Origin of the sequence: Rhodococcus sp. MEB032 (assembly GCF_030208925.1) — a bacterium.
GTDB classification, from domain to species: Bacteria; Actinomycetota; Actinomycetes; order Mycobacteriales; family Mycobacteriaceae; genus Rhodococcus_F; species Rhodococcus_F qingshengii.
This window is the reverse complement of sequence record NZ_JARVSY010000013.1, coordinates 153,990-178,667: the sequence shown is the minus strand read 5'-3', so window position 1 is coordinate 178,667 and position 24,678 is coordinate 153,990. Positions and strand designations below refer to the sequence as shown.

Here is a 24,678-nt window from a genome sequence, read left to right as displayed (position 1 = left end):
GATAGCTTTCGATGTGTACACGCTTGGTCTACTTGGGGCCCAACGACACTGTGATCACTGCTCGATCGATGGATTGGAAGGTCGACCTCGGAACAAACCTCTGGGCATTCCCGCGCGGCATGACCAGAGAGGGCTGTGCAGGTCCGAACTCGATACAGTGGACGTCGAAATACGGAAGTGTTGTCGCGACGGCCTACGACATGTGCACGACCGACGGGGTCAACGAGGCTGGGCTGTCTGCCAATCTTTTGTGGTTGGTCGAGTCCGAGTACCCGACGTATGACGGTTCGACCCCGGGATTGTCGATCGCGGCGTGGGCGCAATACGTCCTGGATCGCTTTGCGACAGTTCAGGAAGCGGTCGAAGTACTCGCGTCGGAACCGTTCACGGTAGTGACCGCTGCCGTTCCCGGCGAAGACCGCCTCGCAACGCTGCACATGTCGCTCTCGGACGCCGGGGGAGACAGCGCGATCATCGAGTACGTCGGTGGACGCCCGACGATTCATCACAGCCGTGAGTACCAGGTGATGACCAATTCGCCGATCTTCGATCAGCAACTCGCCGTCAACGAGTACTGGAAGCAGATCAACGGGACCGTCATGCTGCCCGGAACAAACCGTGCCGCTGACAGATTCGCTCGGGCGTCGTTCTATGTCGATGCGATACCGCAGACGGACGATCCGCGGGCGGCGTTGGCATCCACCTTCAGTGTTATTCGGAATGTGTCGGTGCCCCTCGGTATTTCGACTCCCGATGAGCCCAACATTTCATCGACCCGTTGGCGCACCGTCGTCGATCACAAACGCACGCTCTATTTCTTCGAGTCGGCGATGACGCCCAATACCTTCTGGGTGGACGTGGCGTCGATGGATCTCGCGGAAGGGACACCCGTCCGAAGGCTCGGACTCGGACCGAACGAGAGCACCGTCTATTCCGGTGACTCCACTGACCAGTTCGAACGGGCGGAGGCATTCACGTTCGCGGGAGCATAAGGCTTCGGGGCGTAGTAAAAATCCAATCGTGAAACTTCTTGACATTTCTACTCCGTTCAGATGAAACTTTGTTGCATATTCGGGTTTCGTCAACGGAGGACGGCATGGGCATCACAGTGCAGACACGGAACGATGGTGCGCAGCTCAAACGGCGCAGGGCGCTCGTCGCCGGCTCCGTCGGAAATTTCATCGAGTGGTACGAGTTCGGTGTGTACGGGTTCTTCGCGACAATCATCGCGTCGAACTTCTTCAGCGCCGACGGTTCCGGCGACCTCGAAAGCCTGATCAAGACGTATGCGTCGTTTGCGTTGGCGTTTTTCTTCCGCCCAGTGGGGGCCGCGCTGTTCGGTCGACTCGGTGACCGCATCGGCCGACGTCCCACCCTGGTGATCGTTCTTCTGCTGATGTCGGGTGCGACGACCCTGATCGGTGTGCTGCCCACCTACGAGAGCGTCGGAATTCTGGCACCGCTGCTCTTGACGGTCCTTCGAATTCTGCAGGGATTGTCGGCCGGCGGTGAGTTCGGCGGTGCAGTGTCGGTGATGACCGAGTTCGCTCCGCCCGGACGACGCGGGCTCTACGGCTCGTGGCAGTCGTTCACCGTCGCACTCGGACTGCTCGCCGGTGCCGGAATCGCAGCACTCCTCGCCACTGTCCTCGACCCGTCACAGCTCGGTGACTGGGGCTGGCGTATCCCGTTCCTCCTTGCACTGCCGATGGGGCTGGTTGCCCTGTGGCTCAGGCTCCGGCTCGAAGAAACGCCGTCGTTCGAGCGTGCTCGATCAGTCCAGTCCGAACCGACAGCTGATGCGCCGGCGCCGGTAGTGCAGCCGACTGTCGGAGAGACGGCCAGGGCGATTCTGCTCGGAATCGGGCGGTTGATGGGGTGGTCTGCTGCCGGTTACACGTTCCTCGTCGTGATGCCGACTTATCTTCAGAGTTCGCTCAACGCGACTTTCCATCAGGCACTTGTTGCTTCCGTGCTTGCCAATGCGGGCTTCGCGGTGACCATTCCGATCGCGGGTGGACTCAGCGATCGCATCGGACGACGCGCGGTCATGCTCACCGGCACCGTGATAATTCTGGTCTTGGCTCTGCCGCTGCTCAACGTCCTGCAGAACGAGCAGACGTCTTTGACAGCCAAGGGATTTGCAGTGTTTGCCGCCGGCGCCGCAGTGGGACTTGTTGCCGGACCCGGACCCGCCATGCTCTCCGAGATGTTCCCCACCTCGGTTCGGTACACCGGATTGGGACTCGCATACTCCCTGTCCAACGCGGTCTTTTCGGGCTGCGCCGGTTTGATCATCACGTGGCTGATCAAGGAAACTTCCAATCTCGATATTCCGGCCTACTTCGTGATGGCAACGTGCGCCGTCAGCGCGATCGCCTTGAGTACCTTGCGAGGAAATGCCCACAAGCGGGCACTCGTCGACTGACCGCAGCTTTTCCGAATGCCGAAACGATCCGAGTAAGGGATATTTCATGAGAGTCATCGGCCTGATGTCCGGTACTTCGTACGACGCTATCGATGCTGCCGCAGCAGACATCCGGATCGACGGGGACACTCTTGTGCTCACCCCACTGGGCATGGTCAGCGAACCGTATTCCGGTGAGTTGCGGGCTGCGGTGGCGGCTGCGGTACCGCCGGCGTCCACCACTGTCGGTCAGATCTGCCAACTTGACACCGAGATCGGACAGGCATTTGCGGCCGTCGCTGCGCGGGCGAACGAGGAACTGTGCGGTGGCAGTGCGGAATTGATCTCCTCACATGGTCAGACGATGTTCCACTGGGTCGAAGGAGCGCAAGTAAAAGGCACTCTCCAGCTCGGGCAGCCGGCCTGGATAGCCGAGAAGACCGGATGCACGGTCGTGTCGGACCTGCGCTCTCGCGACGTGGCGACGGGTGGTCAGGGCGCACCACTGGTCAGTGCGTTCGACGTATTGTGGCTCAACGGAAGAACTTCGGGTTCCGTCGCGCTCAATCTCGGTGGCATCGCGAACGTCACTGCTCCGGGAGGCGCTCCGACATCGACGGCAGATGGTGCCGCAGTACCGATTGCCTTCGACACCGGCCCCGCAAATGCGTTGATCGACGCTGCGGTAAGCGAATTCACCGCGGGGGAGCAGTGGTTCGATCTCGGAGGTGCTCTGGGCGCAGCCGGCACACCGAACGTCGATCTGCTCGCACAACTACTGAGCGAACCGTATTACGCGCAGCCCGCTCCCAAGAGCACAGGCAAGGAATTGTTCCATCGGGACTACCTACTCGCCGCACTGCGGGGCTACGAATCCTTGTCCCTGGCCGACATCGTCGCGACACTGACTGCACTGACCGCCCGGACCGTCGCCGATTCCGTCAAAGCGCTGGCGGCTACCGAAGTGGTGGTGTCAGGCGGTGGCACCAAGAACCCGACGTTGATGGCGATGCTCCGTGACGAACTGGGCGACATCGCGCTTGTCTCTTCGGACGAGCTCGGCGTCACTTCCGACATCAAGGAAGCATTGGCTTTCGCAGTTCTCGGCTTTCTCACCGCGCACGGATTGCCCGGCAGCATTGCTTCGTGCACCGGTGCGCGTCACGCCAGTGTGCTCGGATCTCTGACGCCAGGAAGCCGTGGGCTGCCTAGAATCACATCGGTGCCGTCAGCTCCGAAAACGATGCGAATCGAGGCGTTATGACTTTGGACCGGAGTGCTCCGGCGTCCGTCGACCTGCTTGCTCGTATTCGTGCATCACTGAGTAGCCTCTCGCCTGCCGAGCTGCGGATCGCCGAAATCATCGAAGCCGACCCCAGTCTGGCCTCCACCCTGACGGTCAACGACCTCGCCGAACGAGCGTCGACAAGCACGGCGACAGTGGTCCGCACAGCCAAAAGACTCGGTTTCGAGGGTTATCCACAGCTTCGTCTCGCGCTGGCGGCGATCAGCGGGTCCGGTGCAGAGAACACGATCCCGCTCGGTGTGGACATCGTTGCTGCCGACTCGGCCGGTGAGGTGATGGCCAAGCTCGCCGAGTTCGAATCCGAACAGCTCAAGGGCACGGCGCAATTGACAGATCCTGCTGCGCTCGAAGAAGTTGTGTCCCGGATTCGATCCGCCCGCCGCGTCGAGGTCTACGGCATCGGCGCCTCTGGCATCGTCGCGCAAGACCTCACGTTGAAGCTCTCTCGCATCGACGTCAACTGCCGGGTTCATCTCGACCGAGACGCGGCCATGGTCAGCGCCAGCTTGCTCGGACCGGACGACATCGCAGTGGGGATCTCACATTCAGGTGAGACTTCGGATGTCGTGGAACCACTTGCCCTTGCCCGTCGAACCGGGGCGTCGACGGCTGCGATCACCGGAGGGGCACGATCGACGCTCGCCGTGCAGTCACATCACGTTCTGCTCACTGCCGGTAGAGAATTCGGTTTCCGATCGGCTGCGATGGCAAGCCGCACCGGTCAGCTGTTGGTAGTCGACACAATTTTTGCGATGGTGGCGCACTCGCTGCCCAGCGCACTCTCTGCTCTGCAACGAAGCCATGATGCCATTGCTTCGAAGCGGCACTGACGAGGAGTCGTCGCTGTGAGTACTGACGAGGAGTCGTCGCTGTGAGTACTGACGAGGAGTCGTCGTAATGAATATCGATCGAGGAGGACTCGCCACAATGCAATTGGAAATGCTCTCCACCGAGAGACCCAACCCTCTGACCCGCGATCTCGATGTCATGTCGGTGTCGGGTCTGCTGACGGTGATGAATCAACAGGACGCAATCGTGGCCGACGCGGTGGCAGCGGTACTACCCGCCATCGAATCCGCAGTCGACTTGATCGTCGCGGCCCGAGCACAAGGTGGTCGACTGATCTACCTGGGAGCGGGGACAAGTGGGCGTCTGGGAGTTCTCGACGCAGTGGAATGCCCTCCGACGTTCGGGACCGATCCGGGCGAGGTGATCGGCATCATCGCCGGTGGCCCAGGAGCGTTTCTGAACGCCGTCGAGGGGGCAGAGGACGATCCGCGAGCGGCTGGGGTCGATCTCGACGCAATCTCGTTGAACGCCAACGACGTCGTGGTGGGTCTGGCTGCCAGCGGGCGTACCCCCTACGTCATCGGGGGACTCGATCACGCCCGCGAACTCGGCGCTGCAACAGTGGCAGTCTCGTGCAACCGGAACGCGGCAATGAGTTCTCACGCCGGCATGGCCATCGAAGTGGAGACCGGCCCCGAAATCCTCACCGGATCGACGAGGCTCAAGGCCGGAACTGCGCAGAAGATGGTGTGCAACATGCTCTCCACGGCCAGTATGGTTCGCTCCGGGAAGGCATTCCACAATCTGATGGTCGATCTTCGGCCGACCAATGCCAAGCTTGTCGATCGTGCGAACCGGATCGTCGCGGCAGCCACCGGAGTCGATACCGAGATCGCTGCGGAGACCATCGACAATGCCGATGGTCATGTGAAGGCAGCGGTCGTCATGTTGTTGGCCGAATGCGACTTCGCCGAAGCAACCGAATTGTTGGACCGCGCTTCGGGTTCGGTACGTGAGGCCATCGTCGGAGCCGGCAAGAGCAGTGAGGAAGTCTGAATGGAAATCGTCATAGTTCCCAGTCCGGAGGACGGCGGGCGAATCGCTGCAGATATCGTTTGTGGCGCAATCGAAAACGGAGCGCGGACGCTCGGCCTCGCGACCGGATCATCACCGCTGCACACGTATCGAGAGCTGATCAAGAGGCATCGAGAATCGGGAGTGTCGTTCGCGGCGATGAGCGCGTATCTTCTCGACGAGTATGTAGGTCTCACGTCCGATAAGCCGCAGTCCTACGCGCACACCATCCGCACGGAACTTGTGGATCACCTCGACATCGACAATGCGCGAGTGTTCAGCCCCGACGGCGGGGCCGCGGATCCCAGTGACGCTGCCCGGCGTTACGACGCTGCCATCGCCGAAAACGGTCCCATCGACGTGCAGATCCTCGGCATCGGCCTGAACGGACACATCGGTTTCAACGAGCCCTCCTCCTCGCTTGCATCGCGCACCCGAGTGAAGACCTTGACCGAGAGGACCCGCGCCGACAATGCACGGTTCTTCGCAGACCCAGCCGACGTACCGCATCATGTGATCACGCAAGGACTCGGAACCATCAGTGATGCACGGCATCTCGTCCTGATCGCGGACGGCGCCCGCAAAGCGCCCGCCGTCCGGGCCGCGGTCGAAGGTCCGGTCTCGGCATTCTGCCCGGCGTCGGTGCTGCAGCTGCATCCACACGTGACCGTCATAGTCGACGAGGCAGCTGCCGGCGAACTCCAACTAGCGGACTTCTACCGCTACACAACCGAGCACAAGCCTGCAGAGCAGGGTTACTGAAAAGCGGGCTGCTGAAAGCGGACTTGATCTCCAGCGCAGTTGAGGTCCTAGCCTCGGGGGATGATCAACGCCAGAGGTCCAGCGGTATCCCCGCCTGCGGCGCCCCGATTCTTCTCACCACCGCTCAGTGTCGCGATCGTCGGAGCGGGGCCGGCGGGAATCCACGCCGCCGGCGCTCTCGCCGAACTTGCGCCCGGCACCAAGACAGACGTGTTCGAGCGTCTACCGACGCCGTACGGACTGGTGCGCTACGGTCTCGCACCAGGGCACCCCGAGTCCGAAAAGTTCGCCCATTCTCTGCACACCACGCTGGTCGCCAGTGAGTTCCGGCTGTTCTGCAACGTGGAGATCGGAAAGGACCTTTCCGTCGATGACCTACGTTCGTCCTACGATGCCGTGATCATTGCAACCGGTGCGCCGCGGGATGCACCTCTCGACATTCCCGGCGTCGAGCTTCCAGGTTCTTTCGGTGGCGCCGAGTTTGTCGGTTGGTACAACGATCACCCGGACAGCTCGCCGCAGTGGCCGCTGAACGCGGAATCGGTCGCAGTGATCGGAGGCGGCAACGTCGCACTCGACGTCACCCGTATGCTCCTCGCCGAGGCGCAATCGCTGCAGGCCACGGACGTCTCCGACCAAGTTCGGGAAGGGATCGCCGGCAGTCGAGTTCGCGAAGTACACATCTTTGTCCGGCGCGGACCAGCCGACGCTCGCTTTTCCCCGAACGAGTTGCGCGCTCTCGGTGAACTACCGGGCGTAGATGTTGTCGTCGATTCTGTCGATGTCGTACCGGACCGGCATGTCGAGCGGATGACCAAACAGTTGGTGCACACCCGACTGGCAGTCGAGACACTACGTAGTTTCGCCGACACTGCGCCTGCCGACCGAACTGCCCAGCGTCGAGTTCACCTGCACTTTTACCGACAGCCCGTGGAGATTCTCGGTAACGGGAAAGTCGAGGCACTCCGCGTCGAGTGGACTGACCCCGACGGCTACGGTCACGTCACCGCTTCGGGTGTCTGTACCGACTATCCGGTTCAAGCTGTGTACCGGGCAATCGGATTTATCGGGACGCCGCTTGCCGGGGTGCCTTTCGATCACGGACGCGGCATAGTTTCGCACCGGAGCGGCGCGGTGGTCGACGAGAGCGGTCTACCGATCGCGGGCTTGTTCGTGACGGGCTGGATGAAGCGAGGTGCCGCCGGGCTGATCGGTGCGGCGCGGCCAGACGCTCGCCAGACAGTCGAAACGATGCTGCACCAACTTGATTCGGCATACGAGCGTCGAGCCGGTCACGGCCGGATCGCGGAGGTCCTCGGGGCCGGCAGAGTGGTGCCCGTCGATTGGGACGGATGGCTTCGCATCGATGCCGCCGAACGTGCCCTCGGTGTGAAGCATGGGCGTGATCGGATCAAAATCAAAGAGCGCGACGAACTCGTTCGCATCGGCACGGAGTCGGCAGTTCACGCCGAATAGATTCGCTGGGGTCTGGAGTACCACCGGGGTTACGCTGAAGTGAGTCACTCCGATTCATTGTGATCGAGGTGCGGAACAGAAGTGTCATGAATGAACTTGGTGCGCAGGCCAGTGACGCGACAATCGCGAGCGGGCCCCTGACCGAACGGGGCACCGTCACCGAGTTGCGCCCCTCAACGCTGCCGGTGGTGCGTGACGGCCAGAACGGTGCAGACGGCCTCGGCCGCCTTGTGGCGGATTGGGAGGAGGGACGAACCCCGTCCGACCTGAGCGATTATCTGCCTGATCCAGCCAAGATTCGTCGGGCGGCGCTGATCGAACTGGTCGGAATCGACATGGAGTACCGCTGGCTGAAAAATGATTGCCCGAAACGGCTGACGGATTACTGTGCCGAGTATCCCGAATTACTCGAAGAACCATTACCGGCCGAGCTCCTGTACGAGGAGTTCCGGCTGCGGAAGCAGGGTGGGGAGGACGTCGCAGCAGCCGAGTACCTCAGCGAGTTTCCCTTGCAGGCAGAGAGTTTCGAGCAGATGTTCGACCGTGATTCGATGGCCGGTCGCGAAGACGTGATGATGTTGGGACTGTCGGGTTTCGACGAGTTCGAAATCGGGCAGCACCTGGACGATTTCGAACTGGTGTTGGAACTCGGGCACGGCGCATTCGCCCGAGTGTTCCTCGCTCGGCAACTCTCGATGCAGCGGTGGGTTGCGTTGAAAATCTCGCGCAACGTCGGAGTCGAGCCGCAGACTCTCGCCCAGCTCGACCATCCCAACATCGTCCGGGTCTTCGATCAACGGCTGCTCGAGGAACGCGCACTGCGAGTCCTGTTCATGGAATACGTGCCGGGTGGGACCCTGCTCGACGTGGTCAAACTTGTCCGCGTGACACCGCAGGCGCAGCGGTCCGGACAACTACTTCTCGACGCCATCGACAAGACCCTGGCGAAGAAGGGAGAGATGAAGCCCAGCGAGACGAGCCTGAGGAGCGAGATCGCTGCGATGTCGTGGCCGGAGACCGTGGCCTGGATGGGGATGCGACTGGCCGATGCCCTCGAGTATGCGCGTGAGCACGGCGTATTACATCGGGACATCAAGCCGGCGAATGTCCTGCTCAGCGTCGAAGGCATCCCCAAGCTCGCCGACTTCAACGTCAGCTCGAGTGAGGAGGTCTCGACCGAGGACGCTGCATGTTTTGTCGGAGGCTCGCTTGCCTACATGTCTCCGGAGCAATTGGAGGCCTGTGCGGTGGGGGCGCCTGGCACACTCGACACCCGTAGCGACATCTATGCACTGGGCGTGATGTTGTGGGAACTCCTCACCGGGAGTAGGCCTTTCACGGACGACGGTACGGGGGAGAGCCCACCGTCGCCCAAGAAGGCGCTCGAGGCCCGCCGGCGCGGGGTGGATCCCGCAGCCGAGGCACGGCTGCCGGACGACTGTCCGCCGGCGCTGCGCCGAGTTCTGGTCAAGTCTCTTTGGCCGGAGAGAGACGGAAGGTGGTCTGGCGGCCGAAAGTTGGCTCGTCAGTTCGCACTGTGTCTGGACCGGTCTGCTCGCAATCTGGTGGACCCACCGGAAGGGAGTCCGCGTTCGTCGTTGTGGAAGTGGGCGCTGCCGATAGTGCTTGCCGCGATCGGAATTCCGAATCTTCTTGCGGCGGGCTACAACTACTATTACAACAAGATGCTGATCATCTCGGGTCTTTCGCCGCAGGCTCAGCAGCATCTCGAGCAGGTTCATCTGGTCATCGGGGTGGCTGCGTTCTCTCTCGGTGCCGCAGCGATCCTGTATTGGTGTCGGCTTGCACTCACCGTGCCTCACGGACTGCGCAACGGTCAGACGTACAGCGCGGAGGTCTTGAACAAAGCGCGTACCGCGACGCTGAATGTCGGACATCGCGCGGTGGTGATCGCTTTCGGTCTGTGGGTTCTGGCCGGTATCGCATATCCGGTCGCATTGCAGATTGCCGCCGGCGGAATTCCGCAGCGAGCCTACGTGCACCTGATGTCGTCGCTGGCGGTGTGCGGCGCCGTCGCAGTCGCGTATCCGTTCTTCATCCTGACGTATTACTCGGTTCGATGTCTGTATCCGATCTTGTTGTCGCACGGCGAGTTACGAAGCGACGACGGACGCGATATTCGCTCACTGGGTCGGAGCAGCACGCGTTACCTCGCAGTTGCGGCGTCGGTTCCCCTGGTGGGAATCGCGGGGCTCAGTTTTGTCGGTTCGGGTGCCGGTGAGGAACTCAACGCAACAGTCCGTGCGCTGTGTTTGGGCGGGATCGCCGGATTCATCGTTGTGTATCAACTGTTTCGACGGATCGAAAGTGACCTCCGAGCACTGCTGCGCGTCGTGTCTCTCGAGGTGTCGGCGTCTCCGTAAGTGCCGAACAACCGTATTCGAGTCGGCCTATGTGGAAGTGCTCTTGCGTGGTCGGCTGCGACGAACTGCTTTGGTGCGAGGCGGAGACTTCTCTTCCGATTCTTCCTGAGGGTCGTCGCGCCAGTGAATCTCGATTTCTATCTCGACTTCGTTGCCGTCGACTTCGATCTCGAGTTCCCACCGAACCTGTTCCGGAACACTGATTTCGATCGAGTCCCCACCCGACCCCAGCTCCACTTCCGATCCACTGGCGAGGGCTTGGCCGAGGGCGATGAGTCGGTCGGCGACTTCCTGCCGTGAGAGTTCTGACTTCCTCTTGATCTCCAGTTTGGGCACGAGCACTCCTGACCTCGGCGGATTCTCCCTTTCACGGTAGTTGGACGAAGGGGAGATTGTCGGAGTTTGTGGAACCACACAGCAGGACGCGTCGACGCACAACAAACCTGAAGGCGGTGTGGGGACGCCAGAAACAGCGAGGAATCCGGCTCACTTCCCGCACGGACGAATCGGTCGGGAGGGCCCTGTCAGCGATGATTTTCGCGAAAGTCTGGGTTCAGTCCAGAAGATTGCGCAATAGTGGAAAGGTGCCTTCGACGCCGGATTATGCAGCCCAACTGCGTAACGCTGAGCTTCGCGTGACTCGTCCCAGAGTCACGGTGCTCGAGGTTGTGCATGCACGCCCACACGCAGCCACCGAGACTGTCTTCGATGCTGTGCGGGCTGTTCTGCCGGGGGTGTCGCGGCAGGCGGTCTACGACGTGTTGCACGCTCTCACCGACGCCGGGCTGATCAGGCGGATCCAACCGTCCGGATCGGTGGCGCTGTACGAGTCACGCGTCGGCGACAACCATCATCACGTCGTCTGCCGGTCCTGTGGGGTCGTTGCAGATGTCGACTGCGCAGTCGGAGAGGCACCGTGTTTGACGCCGTCGGCGCACAACGGTTTCGTTCTCGACGAAGCCGAGGTCATTTACTGGGGCTTGTGTCCCGACTGCTCGACAACTCAGAGTTTGCGATCACAAACGTGATCGAAGTCCGTTCTACTCGCTCATGGAGGGATTACCGTGTCCGATAGTTGCCCGGTTGCTCACGACGGAAACACCGAGAGCACCAGCGAAAGTGAAAACCCCGCAATCCCGTCTCCGACGCCTACCGGGAATCGTCCGAGAACAAACAGCGACTGGTGGCCGAATCAGCCGGATCTCTCTGTCTTGCATTCACATTCGTCGAAGTCGAATCCGATGGGTGCCGACTTCGATTACGCCCAGGAATTCGCCAAGCTCGATGTCGAGGCGCTAAAGCGCGACGTCATCGCGTTGATGACGGCGTCGCAGGATTGGTGGCCGGCCGACTACGGGCACTACGGCGGACTCTTCGTGCGTATGAGCTGGCATGCTGCCGGCACCTATCGCATTGCAGACGGCCGCGGCGGTGGCGGCCAAGGTGCTCAGCGTTTCGCCCCGCTCAACAGTTGGCCGGACAACGCCAGCCTCGACAAGGCCCGGCGCCTGCTTTGGCCCGTGAAGCAGAAGTACGGAAAGCAGGTTTCCTGGGCCGACCTGCTGGTGTTCGCGGGCAACTGTGCCCTGGAGTCGATGGGGTTCAAGACCTTCGGCTTCGGATTCGGCCGAGAAGACATCTGGGAGCCCGAGGAGATCTACTGGGGTCCCGAGGACACCTGGCTCGGCGACGAGCGTTACAGCGGAGACCGTGAGCTGTCCGGACCGCTCGGAGCCGTGCAGATGGGCCTGATCTACGTCAATCCCGAAGGACCCAACGGGCAACCGGATCCGGTAGCGGCCGCCCGCGACATCCGAGAAACGTTCGCCCGCATGGCGATGAACGACGTGGAGACAGCTGCGCTGATCGCCGGCGGTCACACCTTCGGCAAGACGCACGGAGCCGGACCGGCCGACCTCGTCGGACCGGAACCGGAAGGTGCTCCCATCGAGCAGCAGGGACTGGGCTGGAAGAGTGCCTTCGGCACGGGTGTGGGTAAGGACGCGATCACCAGTGGTCTCGAAGTCGTGTGGACTCCCACTCCGACGAAGTGGGACAACACCTTCTTGGAGATTCTGTACGGCTACGACTGGGAGCTGACCAAGAGTCCGGCGGGTGCGTGGCAGTGGATTCCGAAGGACGGCGCGGGGGCGGGCACCATCCCGGATCCGTTCGATTCGTCGGCCGGACGCACCCCGACGATGCTGACGACCGACCTGTCCCTACGCCTGGATCCGACGTACGAGAAGATCACCCGGCGCTGGCTCGATCATCCGGAAGAATTCGCCGAAGAGTTCGCCAAGGCTTGGTACAAGCTCCTTCACCGTGACATGGGACCGGTCACGCGCTACCTGGGACCTTGGGTTCCCGAGCCGCAGCTGTGGCAGGACCCGGTTCCCTCGGCCGATGATCAACTGATCGGGGACGCAGACATCGCGATCCTCAAGAGTCGACTTCTCGACTCCGGGCTGTCCATTTCGCAGTTGGTATCGACGGCGTGGGCGTCTGCCGCGAGCTTCCGCAGCACGGACATGCGCGGCGGCGCCAACGGTGCGCGAATCCGACTGGAGCCGCAGAAGAATTGGGAAGTCAACGAGCCTGCAGCTCTCTCCGCGGTGCTTCAGACTCTCGAGCGTGTTCAGCAGGACTTCAACCAGGCTGGTGGAGCAAAGGTTTCTCTCGCCGACCTGATCGTTCTGGGTGGTACAGCGGCCGTCGAACAGGCTGCAAAGAACGCCGGACAGGACATCACGGTCTCGTTCACGCCGGGCCGAACGGATGCAACGCAGGAGCAGACAGACGTCGACTCGTTCGAGGTACTCGAACCCCGGGCCGACGGATTCCGGAACTACCTCAAGGGAGGCGAGAAGATTCCGGCAGAGATTCTGTTGGTCGACCGCGCGTACATGCTGTCGCTGACCCCGCCCGAGGTGACAGTGCTGGTCGGCGGACTTCGCGCGCTGAACGCGAACTTCGGCAATACCCGTCACGGCGTGTTCACCGATCGTCCCGAGACGTTGACCAACGATTTCTTCGTCAACCTTCTCGACATGGGTACCGAGTGGAAGCCGTCGAAGACGGACGAAAACGTCTACGACGGTGTTGATCGCGTGACGGGCGATCCGAAGTACACGGCAACTGCGGTCGATCTCGTTTTCGGATCGAATTCGCAACTGCGTGCACTCGCCGAGGTGTACGCCAGTGCAGACGCCAAGCAGAAGTTCGCCGAGGACTTCGCCGCAGCCTGGACCAAGGTGATGGACCTCGACCGGTTCGACGTGAACTGATCCAGCAGATCGTCGACGACGCCCCGCGAGCTTGTTCTCGCGGGGCGCCGTCATTTCACGCGCACGATAGCGTGGTCGTGTGGCCGATCAATTTGCGCTGGTACCAGCGGTGTACGTGATGTTCTGTTGAAGCAACCCGGTACAACGGCGCGAGGTGCTGCTGCAATTGCGCGAGGGCACGGGATTCATGGACGGATACTGGGCTCACGCTGCTGCGGGCCACGTCGAACTGGGGGAGTCGGCGATCGACGCTGCCGTTCGGGAGGCTGCGGAAGAACTTGGTGTCGAGTTGCTTTCCTCGGAACTGAAGCCGCTGACCGTGTTGCATCGCCGCCACGCGGACGGGAGCGAACCGGTGGATCATCGAGTGGACTTCTTCTACGAGTGCCGCACGTGGTCGGGTGAACCACGCCGGATGGAGCCGTTGAAATCTGCAGATCTGCGGTGGTGGCCGGTTGACGAACTCCCGGAGAAGTTGGTCGACCACGAGCGTTTCGTAATCGAAGCCCATCACTCCGGTCAGCTCGCACCCATCCACAGTTACGGCTTCTGACCGGGTGACGATCTGATTCAGGCTTCGCTGGCAACGATGACCGGGCAGTGTGCTTTTCGAATCATCGCACTGCTCGTGGTGCCGAGAGCGGTGTCGTCGAACGAGCCTCGCCCACGCCGACCCACGACGAGAAGCCGTGCCTCGGTGGAGAGTTGTTCAAGAATGGCAACCGAGGGGCCGTCGAACTCGATCTGACGGATCGCGACGCCAGGGTAGAGCGTGGCCCAACCCGACAGTTGCCACGTCAGCGGCGTCGAGTGCTGGGGCGCGTGCCCGGATGCGAAGTCTCGACGCAGCTCGGCCTCTGGCGGCGCTGCGTGCACGACGACCAGTTCGGTGTTCGCTGCCTCTGCTTCCTTGAATGCGATGGCCAGAGCGCTTTCGCTGTAGGCGCTTCCGTCCAAACCGACGACAACCGGCAAGGCTGCCGCAGCGCTGCTTTCACGCGGTGTTCCGACTCTTGCGAACGAACATGTCGGTCCAGGTGCGGCGGGATCGTCCTGTGGTGCGACGATCAAGGCGGCCTCAGCTGTCAGCGCGGTGAGAATTGCGGTGTTCTCCCCGGAGATCAGATCGGTCCGGATCCGAAGATCTGGCGACACCGACTCGGCGATCTGAATGGCCTCCATGAACAGGCCGGTCGGCGATGCCGAGGTGTTCAGATCGGCGCTCGGAGCTACGAAAACGATTCGCATCCAGAGACCGTGGCGATGTGCGAACTCAGCCGCCCACGTGATCTCGCCGGGGCGCAGCGGGGATCCGTCGATGCACACGACCACCGCTCCGTCCGCGGACCACTCCGAGGTGATGAGATCAGTCGATAGTTCGGGCTTCATCGTGAACTCCTCGAGCTGTGTCTGTTGAATGCGAACTAGCTTGCAGGACAGTGCCGAACAGCAATCCTGCGACGACTATCGAGCACGCGGCAGTCGTCAGGGGCAACCACACGAGCGTCGTGACAGCGAACATGAGCACGAGCAACGGGGTGAGGAGATGGCCGGGTTTCGCTCGGCATTCGTGGTGCTGCTTTTCTGCCCAGGCTCGGTACTTCGTGCCGTCATTCATGTTGTTTCACCTCAGTTCTCACGTCGGAAACCGACTTGTGACCAAGCAGTCCGACATGCGCCTCGTCGCGCATTCTTTCGACCATGTGGGGGTAGTGCAGTTCGAATGCCGGCCGCTCACTGCGGATTCGGGGAAGTTCGGTGAAGTTGTGTCGCGGTGGTGGGCAGGACGTCGCCCATTCGAGCGAGTTTCCGAAGCCCCAAGGATCGTCGACGGTCACAATTCGGCCGTACCGGTAGCTCTTGAAAACGTTCCAGATGAACGGAATCGTCGAGGCTCCGAGCACAAACGCGCCGATGGTCGAGATCGTGTTGAGAAGAGTGAAATTGTCCGACGGCAGGTAGTCCGCGTACCGCCGAGGCATGCCCTGGGCGCCGAGCCAATGCTGGACGAGAAATGTTGCGTGAAAGCCGATCAGGGTCAACCAGAAATGGATCTTGGCGAGCTTCTCGTCCAACATCCGGCCGGTCATTTTCGGGAACCAGAAGTAGATTCCGGCGTATGTCGCGAACGCGATTGTCCCGAAGAGGACGTAATGGAAATGCGCGACAACAAAGTACGAGTCGGTGACATGAAAGTCCAAGGGCGGGCTGGCAAGGATGACGCCGGAGAGTCCGCCGAACAGGAATGTGACCAGGAAGCCGACGGAGAACAGCATGGGCGATTCGAAAGTCAACTGCCCCTTCCACATGGTGCCGATCCAGTTGAAGAACTTGACTCCGGTGGGAACTGCGATCAGGAAGGTCATGAACGAGAAGTAGGGGAGGAGAACGGCGCCGGTTGCGTACATGTGGTGCGCCCACACAGCGATCGACAGTGCAGCAATTCCCAATGTTGCGTAGACCAATCCGGTGTATCCGAAGATCGGCTTGCGGCTGAAGACGGGGAAGATCTCCGAGACTATGCCGAAGAACGGCAGCGCCAGAATGTAGACCTCGGGATGGCCGAAGAACCAGAACAGGTGCTGCCACAACATGACTCCACCGGTGGCGGGGTCGAACAGGTGCGCTCCCAGGTGCCGGTCCACCCACAGTCCGATCAAGGCAGCAGCGAGCAGCGGAAAAACGAGGAGGATCAGCATGCTGGCGACCAGCGCATTCCACGTGAAGATCGGCATGCGGAACATCGTCATACCCGGGGCGCGCAGGCAGACGATCGTCGAAACGATGTTGACTGCGCCGAGGATGGTGCCGACCCCGCCGAGAGCGAGACCGATGATCCACAGGTCGGCGCCCATGCCGGGGGAGTGGAGTTCGCTGGTGAGCGGTACGTAGGCGGTCCAGCCGAAATCTGCCGCACCACCAGGTGTTACGAATCCGGCGGACGCGATCAGGCCGCCGAAGAGATAGAGCCAGTAGCTGAAGGCGTTGAGTCGCGGGAAACACACGTCCGGCGACCCGATCTGCAGTGGCATGAGGTAGTTGGCGAATCCGAAGAACACCGGGGTCGCGTACAGCAGGAGCATGATCGTGCCGTGCATGGTGAACAACTGGTTGTACTGCTCGTTGGACAGGAATTGCATTCCCGGAACGGTCAATTCCATGCGCATGAGTAGTGCCATCAGTCCGCCGATCAAGAAGAAGGCAAACGATGTCACGATGTACATCAGACCGATCATCTTGTGATCGGTGGTCCTGAGGATCTCGACCAGTTTCGAACCCTTCGGAGCGGTTCGGGGAATTGCATCGGCGGGGGAATCGACCTCACCGACCGGCCGGGGCGCGAGATCAACCACGACGGCCGCCTACGCACATCGACGTGACGAAAGACCGAGAATGCCTGGGACTGTGGAACATAACGCAATGATCGTGGCGACCGGGAACTCGGACGAGGGGAAAAGGTCCCTAGGATCGGAACAGTGGCATGGCGTAGATCACGTGGTCCGGTACGGTCGAGAGAGTTGTCTTCACGAGCGGAAAGAAAGCGAGATGGTCATGGCATGTCGTATCAGTGAACTGGTGCTCGGTTGCCGGGAACCCGAGGTGCTGGGCCGGTTCTGGTGCGAGGTCCTGGACTTCGTCGTGCTCGATCGAATGGACGACGGTTCGTTGGAGATCGGCCCACGCGAAGGGTTCGGCGGTCCGCAGCCGACGATCATCCTCAGTCGCAGAGACGAACCGGAGAAGGGTAAGCCCCGCCTGCATATCGACGTCAACGCCACCGATCGCGATCAGGAGGCCGAACTGGAACGCCTGTTGAGTCTTGGTGCGCGGCCGGCCGACATCGGCCAGACAGGGCACGAACAATGGCATGTCCTGGCCGATCCGGAAGGTAACGAGTTCTGCCTGCTCAAGGCCCAACTGGATCCGCTCTGACGCTCAAAGATGCTGGATCGGCAACGGACTTCGCCTGGGGCTCAGCGGAACACGCCACACCAGTTCGGTGACACCGTTCTCACTGGTGATGTTGCTCGAGCCTCCGCACTGACGAGCGCGGGTCGCCAGGTTGTCGAGACCGTGGATTCTGGTTGCCTGGTCGATTCCCACACCGTCGTCGACGATGCTGATGACAAGCTCCTCGGTGGCCCGGATGGTGACGTCGATGGCATCGGCATGTGCATGCCGCAGAGCGTTGCTCAAGCCCTCGCGCACAACGGCTTCGGCGTGCGGGGCAAGTCGAGACGGGACGGAACTGTCGATGGTTCCCTCGAAAGTGACGCTGGGAGTGATCGACGAGTGGCCGGACAGACCGTTGACGGCATCGAGTAGTCGCCGCCGCAGGCTTGTGGGAGTAGACATCTCGCTCGTATGGAGGTCGAAGACTGCGGTGCGGATTTCACGGACTGTTCGATCGAGTTGATCGACAGAGGTGTCCAATACGGTTCGAACGGTGTCCTCGTCGCCTGGACGTTGCAGCACCCCCTGCAAACTCAACCCGGTGGCGAACAGCTGTTGGATGACGTGGTCATGGAGATCCCGCGCGATTCGGTCGCGATCTTCGAGGACGTCGACCAGTCTTTCTTTCCGTTGCTGTTCTGCGAATTCGACAGTGACAGAAGCGATGTCTGCCATCGCCGTCAGTTGCTCGATCTCGTCCACTCCCCACGGGCGGTTGCTGCGGCGTGACGCGAAGAGAACACCGCCGCCGAACGAGGTCCCGGAGAGGGGGAGTGCGACCACTGATTCGTCGCCGGAAACGTTCAGTGCCGGAACGGAACTGCCATGTGGTGCAGAGATCGGCCGCCGGCTCCGCGCAGCGTCGTCGATCACGGTCCCGGACAGATCGACGGCTGATCCGGTCGCGGGGACAGGCTGGGAATCAGCAGCATCGGCGACGTGGACTACCGGCTCTCTGCCGAGGTCGTAGCGAACGACGCACACAAGATTTCCATCCGTGAGGTGCCGCGTCGTCCGAACCAGTTCCGCCAGCGTCTCGTCGCGGGATCCGCCGCTGAGCAGACGTGCATTGACGGCTGCGACGGCCTTGAGCCAGGCTTCTCGCGTCCGGGATTCCTCGAACAGACGCGCATTGTCGATGGCGATGCTCGCAGCATTTGCCAGAATCTGGAGTACAGCCTCGTCGCGGTCGTCGAATGCAGTCCGTTCCGAGCTGTCCGCGAGGTAGATGCTGCCGAACACCTCGCCCCTGACGAAGATCGGAACACCGAGAAACGTGTCCATCGGCGGGTGATTGGTCGGAAACCCTGTCGAGCACGGATGCGAGGAGATTCGGTCGGTTCGAACCGGGCACGGTTCTCGAACGACCAGGCCCAGCAGGCCGTGTCCTTCGGGAAGATGCCCGATCTTGGCAACCTGCCCTTGAGTCAAACCGGAGTGGATGAATCGGGACAAGCGTCCGTCGGGGGATTTCACGCCGAGCGCGCCGTAGTCCGCTTCGAGGAGATGTCGCGCGACGTCGACTATCTGTTGCAGGGTTTCGTCGAGCTGGAGTGTGGACCCGACGGTCAACACGGCACTGAGCAGTTTGGGAATTGCAGTCGGGTTTAGAGCAGTCAGCTCCGCGCTTCCGGCGATGTCGCCGAAAAGGCTGAGCATGAGCGCGTCGCGGCTACCTGGCATGGTGCGTGCCCGTGGTGGCGGAAAAGGGCGAGCCGGACGGCGTCAGCAGGTGAGTGGTCGCCTGGCCCGAAGGATCCGGGTGCGAAGTGCCCGCACGAAGCTTTGTCGCCAGAACTGCGGCCTGCGTTCGACGTTCGAGACCCAGTTTCTCGAGGATGCGTGAGACGTAGTTCTTGACTGTTTTCTCCGAGAGTTCTGCGTGCGAGCTGATCTCTCGATTGCTCAGTCCCTTGCCGATCAACTCGAAGATCAAGAGCTCCTGATCGGTCAACAGGGCTGCCGCAGTACCCGACTCCTGTTCGGACCGGATGCGCCGGACCAAACCGATCACCGCCTGGGTGTTCAACAGCGACTTGCCGGTAGCAACCGTGCGGATCGCCGACACCAGGTCGTGGCCGCGGATGTTCTTGAGGACGAATCCTCGTGCGCCGGCGATCAGGGCGTCGAGCAGTGCGTCGTCGTCGGAGTACGACGTGAGCATCAAAGTGGCGGCGCTCGGGTAGGTCGACGCCAGTTCTCGGCACAGTTCCACACCGTTACCGTCGGGAAGTCTGACGTCCATGACAACCACGTCGGGTCGGCATTCGGGTATTCCGGCCGAGGCTTCGCGAACACACGACGCCTCGCCAACAACGTTGAATCCCGATACCTGATTCAACAGGTCTGCCAATCCACGACGGACGATCTCGTGGTCGTCGACCAGATAGATGCCGATCGTCACGGTGGTCACCTCTTCCAGCTCACGCCTGCCGTCGATGTTACCGGACGGTAATGTCCCGACAGGATCGGGTTGTCCGACCGATGGTCGACAAAAAACCCGCGTCGAAGGGTGCGAGACCGAGTCTCGATTGCACAGAGTCAAAGGTCCCGACCGTCACGAGATCTGAATCACCCAGATCTCGTGAGGCGGTGGGTGTGAGCTGAATGTGATTGCACCGGTGGCTGTTCGATCCGCTCAGTCGACGGGAGCGAGTTCGACGGAGACGTAGACACCCTTGCCTTTTCGGTGTGCGAGTGCCTCGCCGGGGCGATCGATACCGTCCAGTTGGAGAACGATCGGACCTTGTTCCGGGTAGAAATTGCGCCACCAACTCTTCTTGTCCGGCATGGCAACGCCGATCGTCACATGGTCGCCTTTTCGTTTGTAGGACACGGGCGCGCTGAAGGTGCGACCGGACTTGCGTCCGACGTAGGTGATGACGGTCATGGAACGGCCCAGTAGTTTGCCTACGATCGGAGCGCCGATCAGTGGTTGGACCACTACGTTCACGGCGGCGGATACACGTTGGAAAGTGTTCACGAGAAGCCCTTTCACGACGAATGCTGCACGAATTCGAATCCTGCACGGAAATGGTGCGTGCAGTAGTTCTATCCTGCTCGACCGGGATTGTCGCGTGGGCAGAAATTGGTACAAACCGGTGTGCCGAAGCGAGTAGCGTGGGGTACGTCGAGGGTCATTCGAATATGCGCGGTCAAGCCATGTCGTCCTCGACGCCAACCCGGTCTGTGGTCGAACGGCCGAGAACTGGAGCGCCGGTATGGCGTCGAACCCGTCCGATGTGTCGAATGCACGAGGGCAATCCGAGTCGACTGACGAGGATCAGAAAACACCGTCGATCTGCCCGGCGTGTCAGCACAGTATGGAATCCCACGATCCGCTCGGGGTTCGCTTCTGCGCAGTGACTGCCGACCGCGGTCTCGATCGAAAGTGCATCTGCGCTGCAGATCGCGAGGAGATGCAGCACTACTCGCGATACTGATCCGCCTGGGCATCACGTCAATTCATACGCCAAGATTCGACTGTCACCTCGACGACACTGCCCGCGCCACTGAACGCGCCGCGGGTGAACCGCACTGAGTGACAGATTCACCCTCGTTGCGACCACTTGCTGCGCAGAAGCATCAGTGCGGTAAGGGTGAGGCCCCATCCGATCGTGGACAGTGCGACGCCCACGCCTGCCTGTCCGGTGACATCAGTACTGGCGTCGATGCTGAATGCGGTGGTGAATCCCGCAGCAGTGCCGGCAGCGGCCGTCATACCGCCGGCCTTCATCCATCGCGAGCAATGGGCGGAACCGAAACACGCCAGAATCACTGTCAGTCCACAGGCGACGACCTGCCAGGTGGGGAACTGTGTCGGGGCAGGCAGGCCGGGGCCGCGGAATCCGCCTTTGTAGTCGGCTGACCAGCTGAGCCAGCCCATGCACGACAGAAAGCCCAGTGCAAAGGCCAACAGGCCGGTGCTCCACAGTCCGAGTGAGCCCGATCCCGTGTGCCCGCCGCCGAGGGCGGTCGTGGAGTGCTCCAGGCCAGTTCGTTCCGAACGCCAGATTGTCCAGATGATGCTCGCGCCGATAGTTGCGGGCACGCCGACGAAGATGAATGCAATCCAGAGAAACTGCGGCCAGGAGAACTCGAGATCGACAGTCATAGTCGGAGTATGCGCGCACTTCGAATCATGTGCGCCCATCTGTCAATCTGGCGAGTTGCGGGTCAACCTTCCTCGACCTTCTCCACATGTGTACTTGTAGGGTCCAGGTCGATATTCCGTGTGTTGATCAGTCGAAGCCTGGGAACCGGATCGCCCGTGGTGTCGTCGATCAAGATCGAGTGTGGCTCACCGTCATCGAAGGCGTGGCGCTCTCCCCACTGTCGCAGGCTAATGATCACGATGAACAGATCCATACCGCGTTCGGTCAGGATGTACTCGTTGCGGGTACCTTGCGCGTTCGGTTGGACTTCGAAGATTCCCTGCTCGACAAGGACTTTGAGCCTGTCCGTGAGAATGTTCTTTGCGATGCCCAGGTTTCGTTGAAACTGACTGAATCTCGATGACCCGTCGAAGGCGTCACGCACGATCAGCAGCGACCATCTGTCGCCGATGATGTCGGCCGCTCGGGCCGTCGGGCAGTGCGGGTCCGTCCATTGTGCGCGATCCGGCATCGAGTTCCTCATTGGTTGCGTTTTGAAACTGTATTGACGTAACCTCCAAATGGTATCAAAACGCAACCAAGTTGAGGTGGAAGTGACTGCACGTCATGCTGTCGAGAACGCGCGGGGCAAGTTGAAAATGTCTCGCGGACTTCGCCTGTTGCTCGCAGTGCTCTGCGGGGTCTCGGTAGCCAACATCTACTACGCACAGCCGCTCCTCGGGCAAATAGGCTCGGATCTTTCCATTCCTCCGGCCGGCCTCGGTTTCGTAGTCGCACTCGCCCAACTCGGTTATGTGGTGGGGTTGATCGTGTTGGTGCCATTGAGCGATCTCGTGAATCGAAAGAAATTGATCGCAATCCAGATCGTCGCTGCTGCAACGGGAACGATGCTTGTTGCTCTGGCCACCACGAATCTGCAGCTGTTGATCGGGATGGCGGTCGCAGGCACGTTCTCGGTAGTTGTTCAAGTCATAGTTGCCTATGCTGCGGCAATCAGTGACCCGGACGAGCGGGGCGCAAACATCGGTGTCATCACCAGCGGCGTTGTCGTCGGCATCATCCTCGCTCGGACTGTCGCCGGCGCAGTTGCGGATCTGGCAGGCTGGCGGGCGGTCTACGCGGGATCCACTTTCATTTCGGTACTGGTCGCGGCCGTCGCGCTGACGATGCTGCCGAAAGATCCTCGTTCGCAACACGATAGGCGTTCGTACGTGCGTGCAATGGGGTCTGTCGTGACGTTGACGCTTACGAACCGACTGTTTCGCACCCGGGCCCTGATCGCCTTGTTCCTTTTCGCGTCCTTTGGTGCTTTGTGGAGCGGAATGGCCCTGCCGTTGAGTGAGGAACCATGGCGGTTGTCGACCACACAGATCGGGCTCTTCGGAATCGCAGGATTGGTTGGAGCATTGGGCGCGGTCGGTGCCGGTCGGTGGGCCGATCAAGGCAAAGCGCAACGCGTCACCGGGGCGTCGTTGGTCGTTCTCTTGCTGTCGTGGGTATTCAACGCGCAGGCGACGCACTCGCTGGTGTTACTCGTAGTCGGTGTTGTTGCGTTGGACTTCGCCGTGCAGGCTGTTCATGTCACGAGCCAGAATCTGATCGTCGCGAACACACCGGAATCGTCGGGGCAGATCATCGGTAGTTACATGGTGTTCTATTCGTTGGGCAGCGCGGCTGGGGCGGTTTCCACCACTATGGTTTTCGACGCGGCAGGGTGGGGCGCTGCAAGTATTCTCGGCGGCGCCTACGCGTTTGCAGCCTTGATCGAATGGACGATCGATCGATTGCGGACCCGCAACACTCTAGGGAGTTGGGAGCCACGTCCTGGCCGCGACGACCAAGGCGTTCACACCGATGGTCAGGGTCGGCTCGATCACGGGAGCGTAGTGCGGAGAGTGGTTCGACGGCACGGTTCGCAAAGCCGGATCAGTCATGTCACTTGTCGTGAACAGTGAAGGGTCGGTACCGCCCAACAGCCAGTACGACAGTGGCGCACCGGCACTGGTCGCGAGAATGCCGACATCTTCACTACCTGCTCCCGCTCCGGGATCGAGAATCTTGTTCGTCCCCAACCATTCGGCAAACGCATCGAGTGTCTTGTCCAGCGCTGCCGGATCATTGACGACGATCGGAAAGTGCTCCGTCTCGGTGATGGTCGGTGGGGTGGGTGCACCGGCGGTGGCCGCTTCGCCCCGGACGATGCGGTCGACGCTGTCCAGGATGCGCTGACGCACACCTGCGTCGTAGCTGCGGATGTTGAGTTGCAGTTCTGCTTCGCCGGGAATGACGTTGGCGGCATCTCCAGCATGGATGGAGCCGACGGTGAGGACAGCTGTGGCAGTACTCGGGACCTCGCGTGAGATGACAGTTTGCAAACGCAACACGGTTTCGGCTGCCATGACCACGGGATCGACCGAGTTCTCCGGCATAGATCCGTGGGCGCCCTTTCCGACCAGTCTCACACGAAGTGAGTCCGATCCCGCATACGAGGGGCCGGCGTGCCCGGCGATCGTGCCTGCCGGTAGCGGCGATACATGTTGTCCGAGAACGATGTCGGGCCTCGGGAATCGCTCGAACAGTCCGTCGTCGACCATGGCTTGCGCACCCGCGCCAAGTTCCTCAGCCGGTTGGAAGACGAGGACAAGAGTGCCAGACCAGGTCGTCGTATCCTGAGAGAGGATCCGGGCCGCACCGAGTAAGCAGGTCGTATGCAGGTCATGGCCGCACGCGTGGCTGACCGAGACGGTCTTTCCCTGATCGTCGGTCGTTGTCACGGTACTGGCGTAGTCCAATCCGGTTTCTTCCCGAACCGGGAGGGCGTCCATATCCGCACGCAGCAGCGCTGTGGGGCCCACTCCGTTCTTCAGGACTCCGACGACTCCGGTAGTCCCGACATCGGTGGTGGTGTCGAATCCAAGTGCTGTTAAATGTCTTTCCACCAGACTGGATGTTCGTTGCTCGTGAAACCCCAGTTCCGGATGGCTGTGGAGGTCCTTGTACAGGTCGATCAAATCCAGATCCACGGCGATCGTTTCGTGCACTGACGAGGTCATGAGTGTCCTCTCGGTAGCGTCTTTTCAGGCTAACCGGGATGACGGGTCGGTAAACAGGACCTTAGGTCCAA

23 protein-coding genes and 1 pseudogene are annotated in these 24,678 nt (G+C 61.2%); 14 read left to right on the top strand and 10 right to left on the bottom strand.

What is annotated here, in order from left to right; translation table 11 throughout:
* Positions 1–11: 11 nt before the first annotated feature.
* The 8 genes from QRN54_RS16415 (at position 12) to QRN54_RS16380 (ending at position 10,198) form a co-directional block, all read left to right on the top strand.
* Complete coding sequence (locus tag QRN54_RS16415; protein ID WP_042452399.1) at positions 12–992, top strand: linear amide C-N hydrolase; 981 nt, start codon at positions 12–14, stop codon at positions 990–992.
* A 104-nt stretch (positions 993–1,096) separates the two neighbouring features.
* Positions 1,097–2,428, top strand: a complete 1,332-nt coding sequence (locus tag QRN54_RS16410) for an MFS transporter (RefSeq protein ID WP_218679799.1) — start codon at positions 1,097–1,099, stop codon at positions 2,426–2,428.
* A gap of 46 nt (positions 2,429–2,474) precedes the next feature.
* Positions 2,475–3,671 carry an anhydro-N-acetylmuramic acid kinase gene (locus QRN54_RS16405; protein WP_003941439.1) on the top strand — a complete coding sequence of 399 codons (1,197 nt, stop codon included), beginning with the start codon at positions 2,475–2,477 and terminating at the stop codon, positions 3,669–3,671.
* A complete protein-coding gene (locus QRN54_RS16400; RefSeq protein ID WP_165639152.1) occupies positions 3,668–4,543 on the top strand; it encodes a MurR/RpiR family transcriptional regulator in 876 nt (291 codons plus the stop codon). Before QRN54_RS16405 ends, QRN54_RS16400 begins: the two co-directional genes overlap by 4 nt.
* A gap of 97 nt (positions 4,544–4,640) precedes the next feature.
* Positions 4,641–5,558 carry an N-acetylmuramic acid 6-phosphate etherase gene (gene murQ / locus QRN54_RS16395; RefSeq protein ID WP_165639233.1) on the top strand — a complete coding sequence of 306 codons (918 nt, stop codon included), beginning with the start codon at positions 4,641–4,643 and terminating at the stop codon, positions 5,556–5,558.
* Positions 5,559–6,338 (top strand): glucosamine-6-phosphate deaminase, encoded by a 780-nt coding sequence (gene nagB / locus QRN54_RS16390; protein WP_161120330.1) that lies wholly within the window; start codon positions 5,559–5,561, stop codon positions 6,336–6,338.
* A 60-nt stretch (positions 6,339–6,398) separates the two neighbouring features.
* Complete coding sequence (locus QRN54_RS16385) at positions 6,399–7,814, top strand: FAD-dependent oxidoreductase (RefSeq protein ID WP_285182428.1); 1,416 nt, start codon at positions 6,399–6,401, stop codon at positions 7,812–7,814.
* A gap of 86 nt (positions 7,815–7,900) precedes the next feature.
* Positions 7,901–10,198 (top strand): serine/threonine-protein kinase, encoded by a 2,298-nt coding sequence (locus QRN54_RS16380; RefSeq protein ID WP_285182427.1) that lies wholly within the window; start codon positions 7,901–7,903, stop codon positions 10,196–10,198.
* A 27-nt stretch (positions 10,199–10,225) separates the two neighbouring features.
* Here QRN54_RS16380 and QRN54_RS16375 read toward each other — a convergent pair whose 3' ends face one another.
* On the bottom strand, positions 10,226–10,534 hold the full coding sequence (locus QRN54_RS16375; RefSeq protein ID WP_037129603.1) for an amphi-Trp domain-containing protein: 309 nt from the start codon (positions 10,532–10,534) through the stop codon (positions 10,226–10,228).
* Between the two features lie 248 nt (positions 10,535–10,782).
* Here QRN54_RS16375 and QRN54_RS16370 point away from each other — a divergent pair, with 248 nt between their 5' ends.
* The 3 genes from QRN54_RS16370 (at position 10,783) to QRN54_RS16360 (ending at position 14,038) form a co-directional block, all read left to right on the top strand.
* The gene (locus QRN54_RS16370; RefSeq protein ID WP_037129600.1) at positions 10,783–11,226 is read left to right on the top strand and encodes a Fur family transcriptional regulator; all 444 of its coding nucleotides are present in this window, start codon (positions 10,783–10,785) and stop codon (positions 11,224–11,226) included.
* A 36-nt stretch (positions 11,227–11,262) separates the two neighbouring features.
* Positions 11,263–13,485 (top strand): catalase/peroxidase HPI, encoded by a 2,223-nt coding sequence (katG, locus tag QRN54_RS16365; protein WP_003941458.1) that lies wholly within the window; start codon positions 11,263–11,265, stop codon positions 13,483–13,485.
* A 154-nt stretch (positions 13,486–13,639) separates the two neighbouring features.
* The gene (locus QRN54_RS16360) at positions 13,640–14,038 is read left to right on the top strand and encodes an NUDIX domain-containing protein (protein WP_285182426.1); all 399 of its coding nucleotides are present in this window, start codon (positions 13,640–13,642) and stop codon (positions 14,036–14,038) included.
* Positions 14,039–14,055: 17 nt separating this feature from the next.
* Here the strand turns inward: QRN54_RS16360 and QRN54_RS16355 are convergent, their stop codons facing one another.
* From QRN54_RS16355 to ctaD, 3 genes are read right to left on the bottom strand one after another with little or no spacing between them, the layout of a single operon-like run.
* Positions 14,056–14,874, bottom strand: coding sequence for a universal stress protein (locus QRN54_RS16355; RefSeq protein WP_065456042.1), 819 nt, complete (start codon positions 14,872–14,874; stop codon positions 14,056–14,058).
* On the bottom strand, positions 14,852–15,103 hold the full coding sequence (locus QRN54_RS16350) for a hypothetical protein (RefSeq protein ID WP_165639155.1): 252 nt from the start codon (positions 15,101–15,103) through the stop codon (positions 14,852–14,854). The genes QRN54_RS16355 and QRN54_RS16350 overlap by 23 nt, the downstream gene beginning before the upstream one ends.
* Positions 15,096–16,838, bottom strand: coding sequence for an aa3-type cytochrome oxidase subunit I (ctaD, locus tag QRN54_RS16345; RefSeq protein WP_007726434.1), 1,743 nt, complete (start codon positions 16,836–16,838; stop codon positions 15,096–15,098). The genes QRN54_RS16350 and ctaD overlap by 8 nt, the downstream gene beginning before the upstream one ends.
* 199 nt (positions 16,839–17,037) lie before the next feature.
* On the opposite strand from ctaD, the gene QRN54_RS16340 reads away from it, so the two are divergent.
* Entirely contained in the window at positions 17,038–17,418 is a 381-nt protein-coding gene (locus QRN54_RS16340; RefSeq protein ID WP_007726436.1) for a VOC family protein, read from the top strand.
* 3 nt (positions 17,419–17,421) lie between these two features.
* Here the strand turns inward: QRN54_RS16340 and QRN54_RS16335 are convergent, their stop codons facing one another.
* The 3 genes from QRN54_RS16335 to QRN54_RS16325 all read right to left on the bottom strand — a co-directional run bounded on the left by QRN54_RS16335 (position 17,422) and on the right by QRN54_RS16325 (position 20,422).
* Positions 17,422–19,122 carry a sensor histidine kinase gene (locus tag QRN54_RS16335; protein ID WP_165639157.1) on the bottom strand — a complete coding sequence of 567 codons (1,701 nt, stop codon included), beginning with the start codon at positions 19,120–19,122 and terminating at the stop codon, positions 17,422–17,424.
* Positions 19,112–19,843, bottom strand: coding sequence for a response regulator transcription factor (locus QRN54_RS16330; protein WP_039972719.1), 732 nt, complete (start codon positions 19,841–19,843; stop codon positions 19,112–19,114). Before QRN54_RS16330 ends, QRN54_RS16335 begins: the two co-directional genes overlap by 11 nt.
* Positions 19,844–20,077: 234 nt before the next feature.
* Positions 20,078–20,422: a PNPOx family protein gene (locus QRN54_RS16325; RefSeq protein ID WP_037129595.1), complete on the bottom strand. Its 345-nt coding sequence runs from the start codon at positions 20,420–20,422 to the stop codon at positions 20,078–20,080.
* A 238-nt stretch (positions 20,423–20,660) separates the two neighbouring features.
* Between QRN54_RS16325 and QRN54_RS16320 the strand changes: the two genes are divergently transcribed.
* On the top strand, positions 20,661–20,882 hold the full coding sequence (locus tag QRN54_RS16320) for an RGCVC family protein (protein WP_003941442.1): 222 nt from the start codon (positions 20,661–20,663) through the stop codon (positions 20,880–20,882).
* Between the two features lie 107 nt (positions 20,883–20,989).
* Here the strand turns inward: QRN54_RS16320 and QRN54_RS16315 are convergent, their stop codons facing one another.
* Together QRN54_RS16315 and QRN54_RS16310 are read right to left on the bottom strand one after the other, a co-directional pair.
* Positions 20,990–21,592 carry a hypothetical protein gene (locus QRN54_RS16315; RefSeq protein ID WP_081557470.1) on the bottom strand — a complete coding sequence of 201 codons (603 nt, stop codon included), beginning with the start codon at positions 21,590–21,592 and terminating at the stop codon, positions 20,990–20,992.
* A 23-nt stretch (positions 21,593–21,615) separates the two neighbouring features.
* A complete protein-coding gene (locus QRN54_RS16310) occupies positions 21,616–22,065 on the bottom strand; it encodes a winged helix-turn-helix transcriptional regulator (RefSeq protein WP_007726458.1) in 450 nt (149 codons plus the stop codon).
* A gap of 49 nt (positions 22,066–22,114) precedes the next feature.
* Between QRN54_RS16310 and QRN54_RS16305 the strand changes: the two are divergent.
* Positions 22,115–23,272, top strand: a pseudogene (locus QRN54_RS16305) (MFS transporter); the annotation flags it as partial.
* Between the two features lie 84 nt (positions 23,273–23,356).
* On the opposite strand, the gene QRN54_RS16300 reads toward QRN54_RS16305, so the two are convergent.
* Positions 23,357–24,607, bottom strand: a complete 1,251-nt coding sequence (locus QRN54_RS16300; protein WP_285182425.1) for an amidohydrolase — start codon at positions 24,605–24,607, stop codon at positions 23,357–23,359.
* Positions 24,608–24,678: the final 71 nt, after the last annotated feature.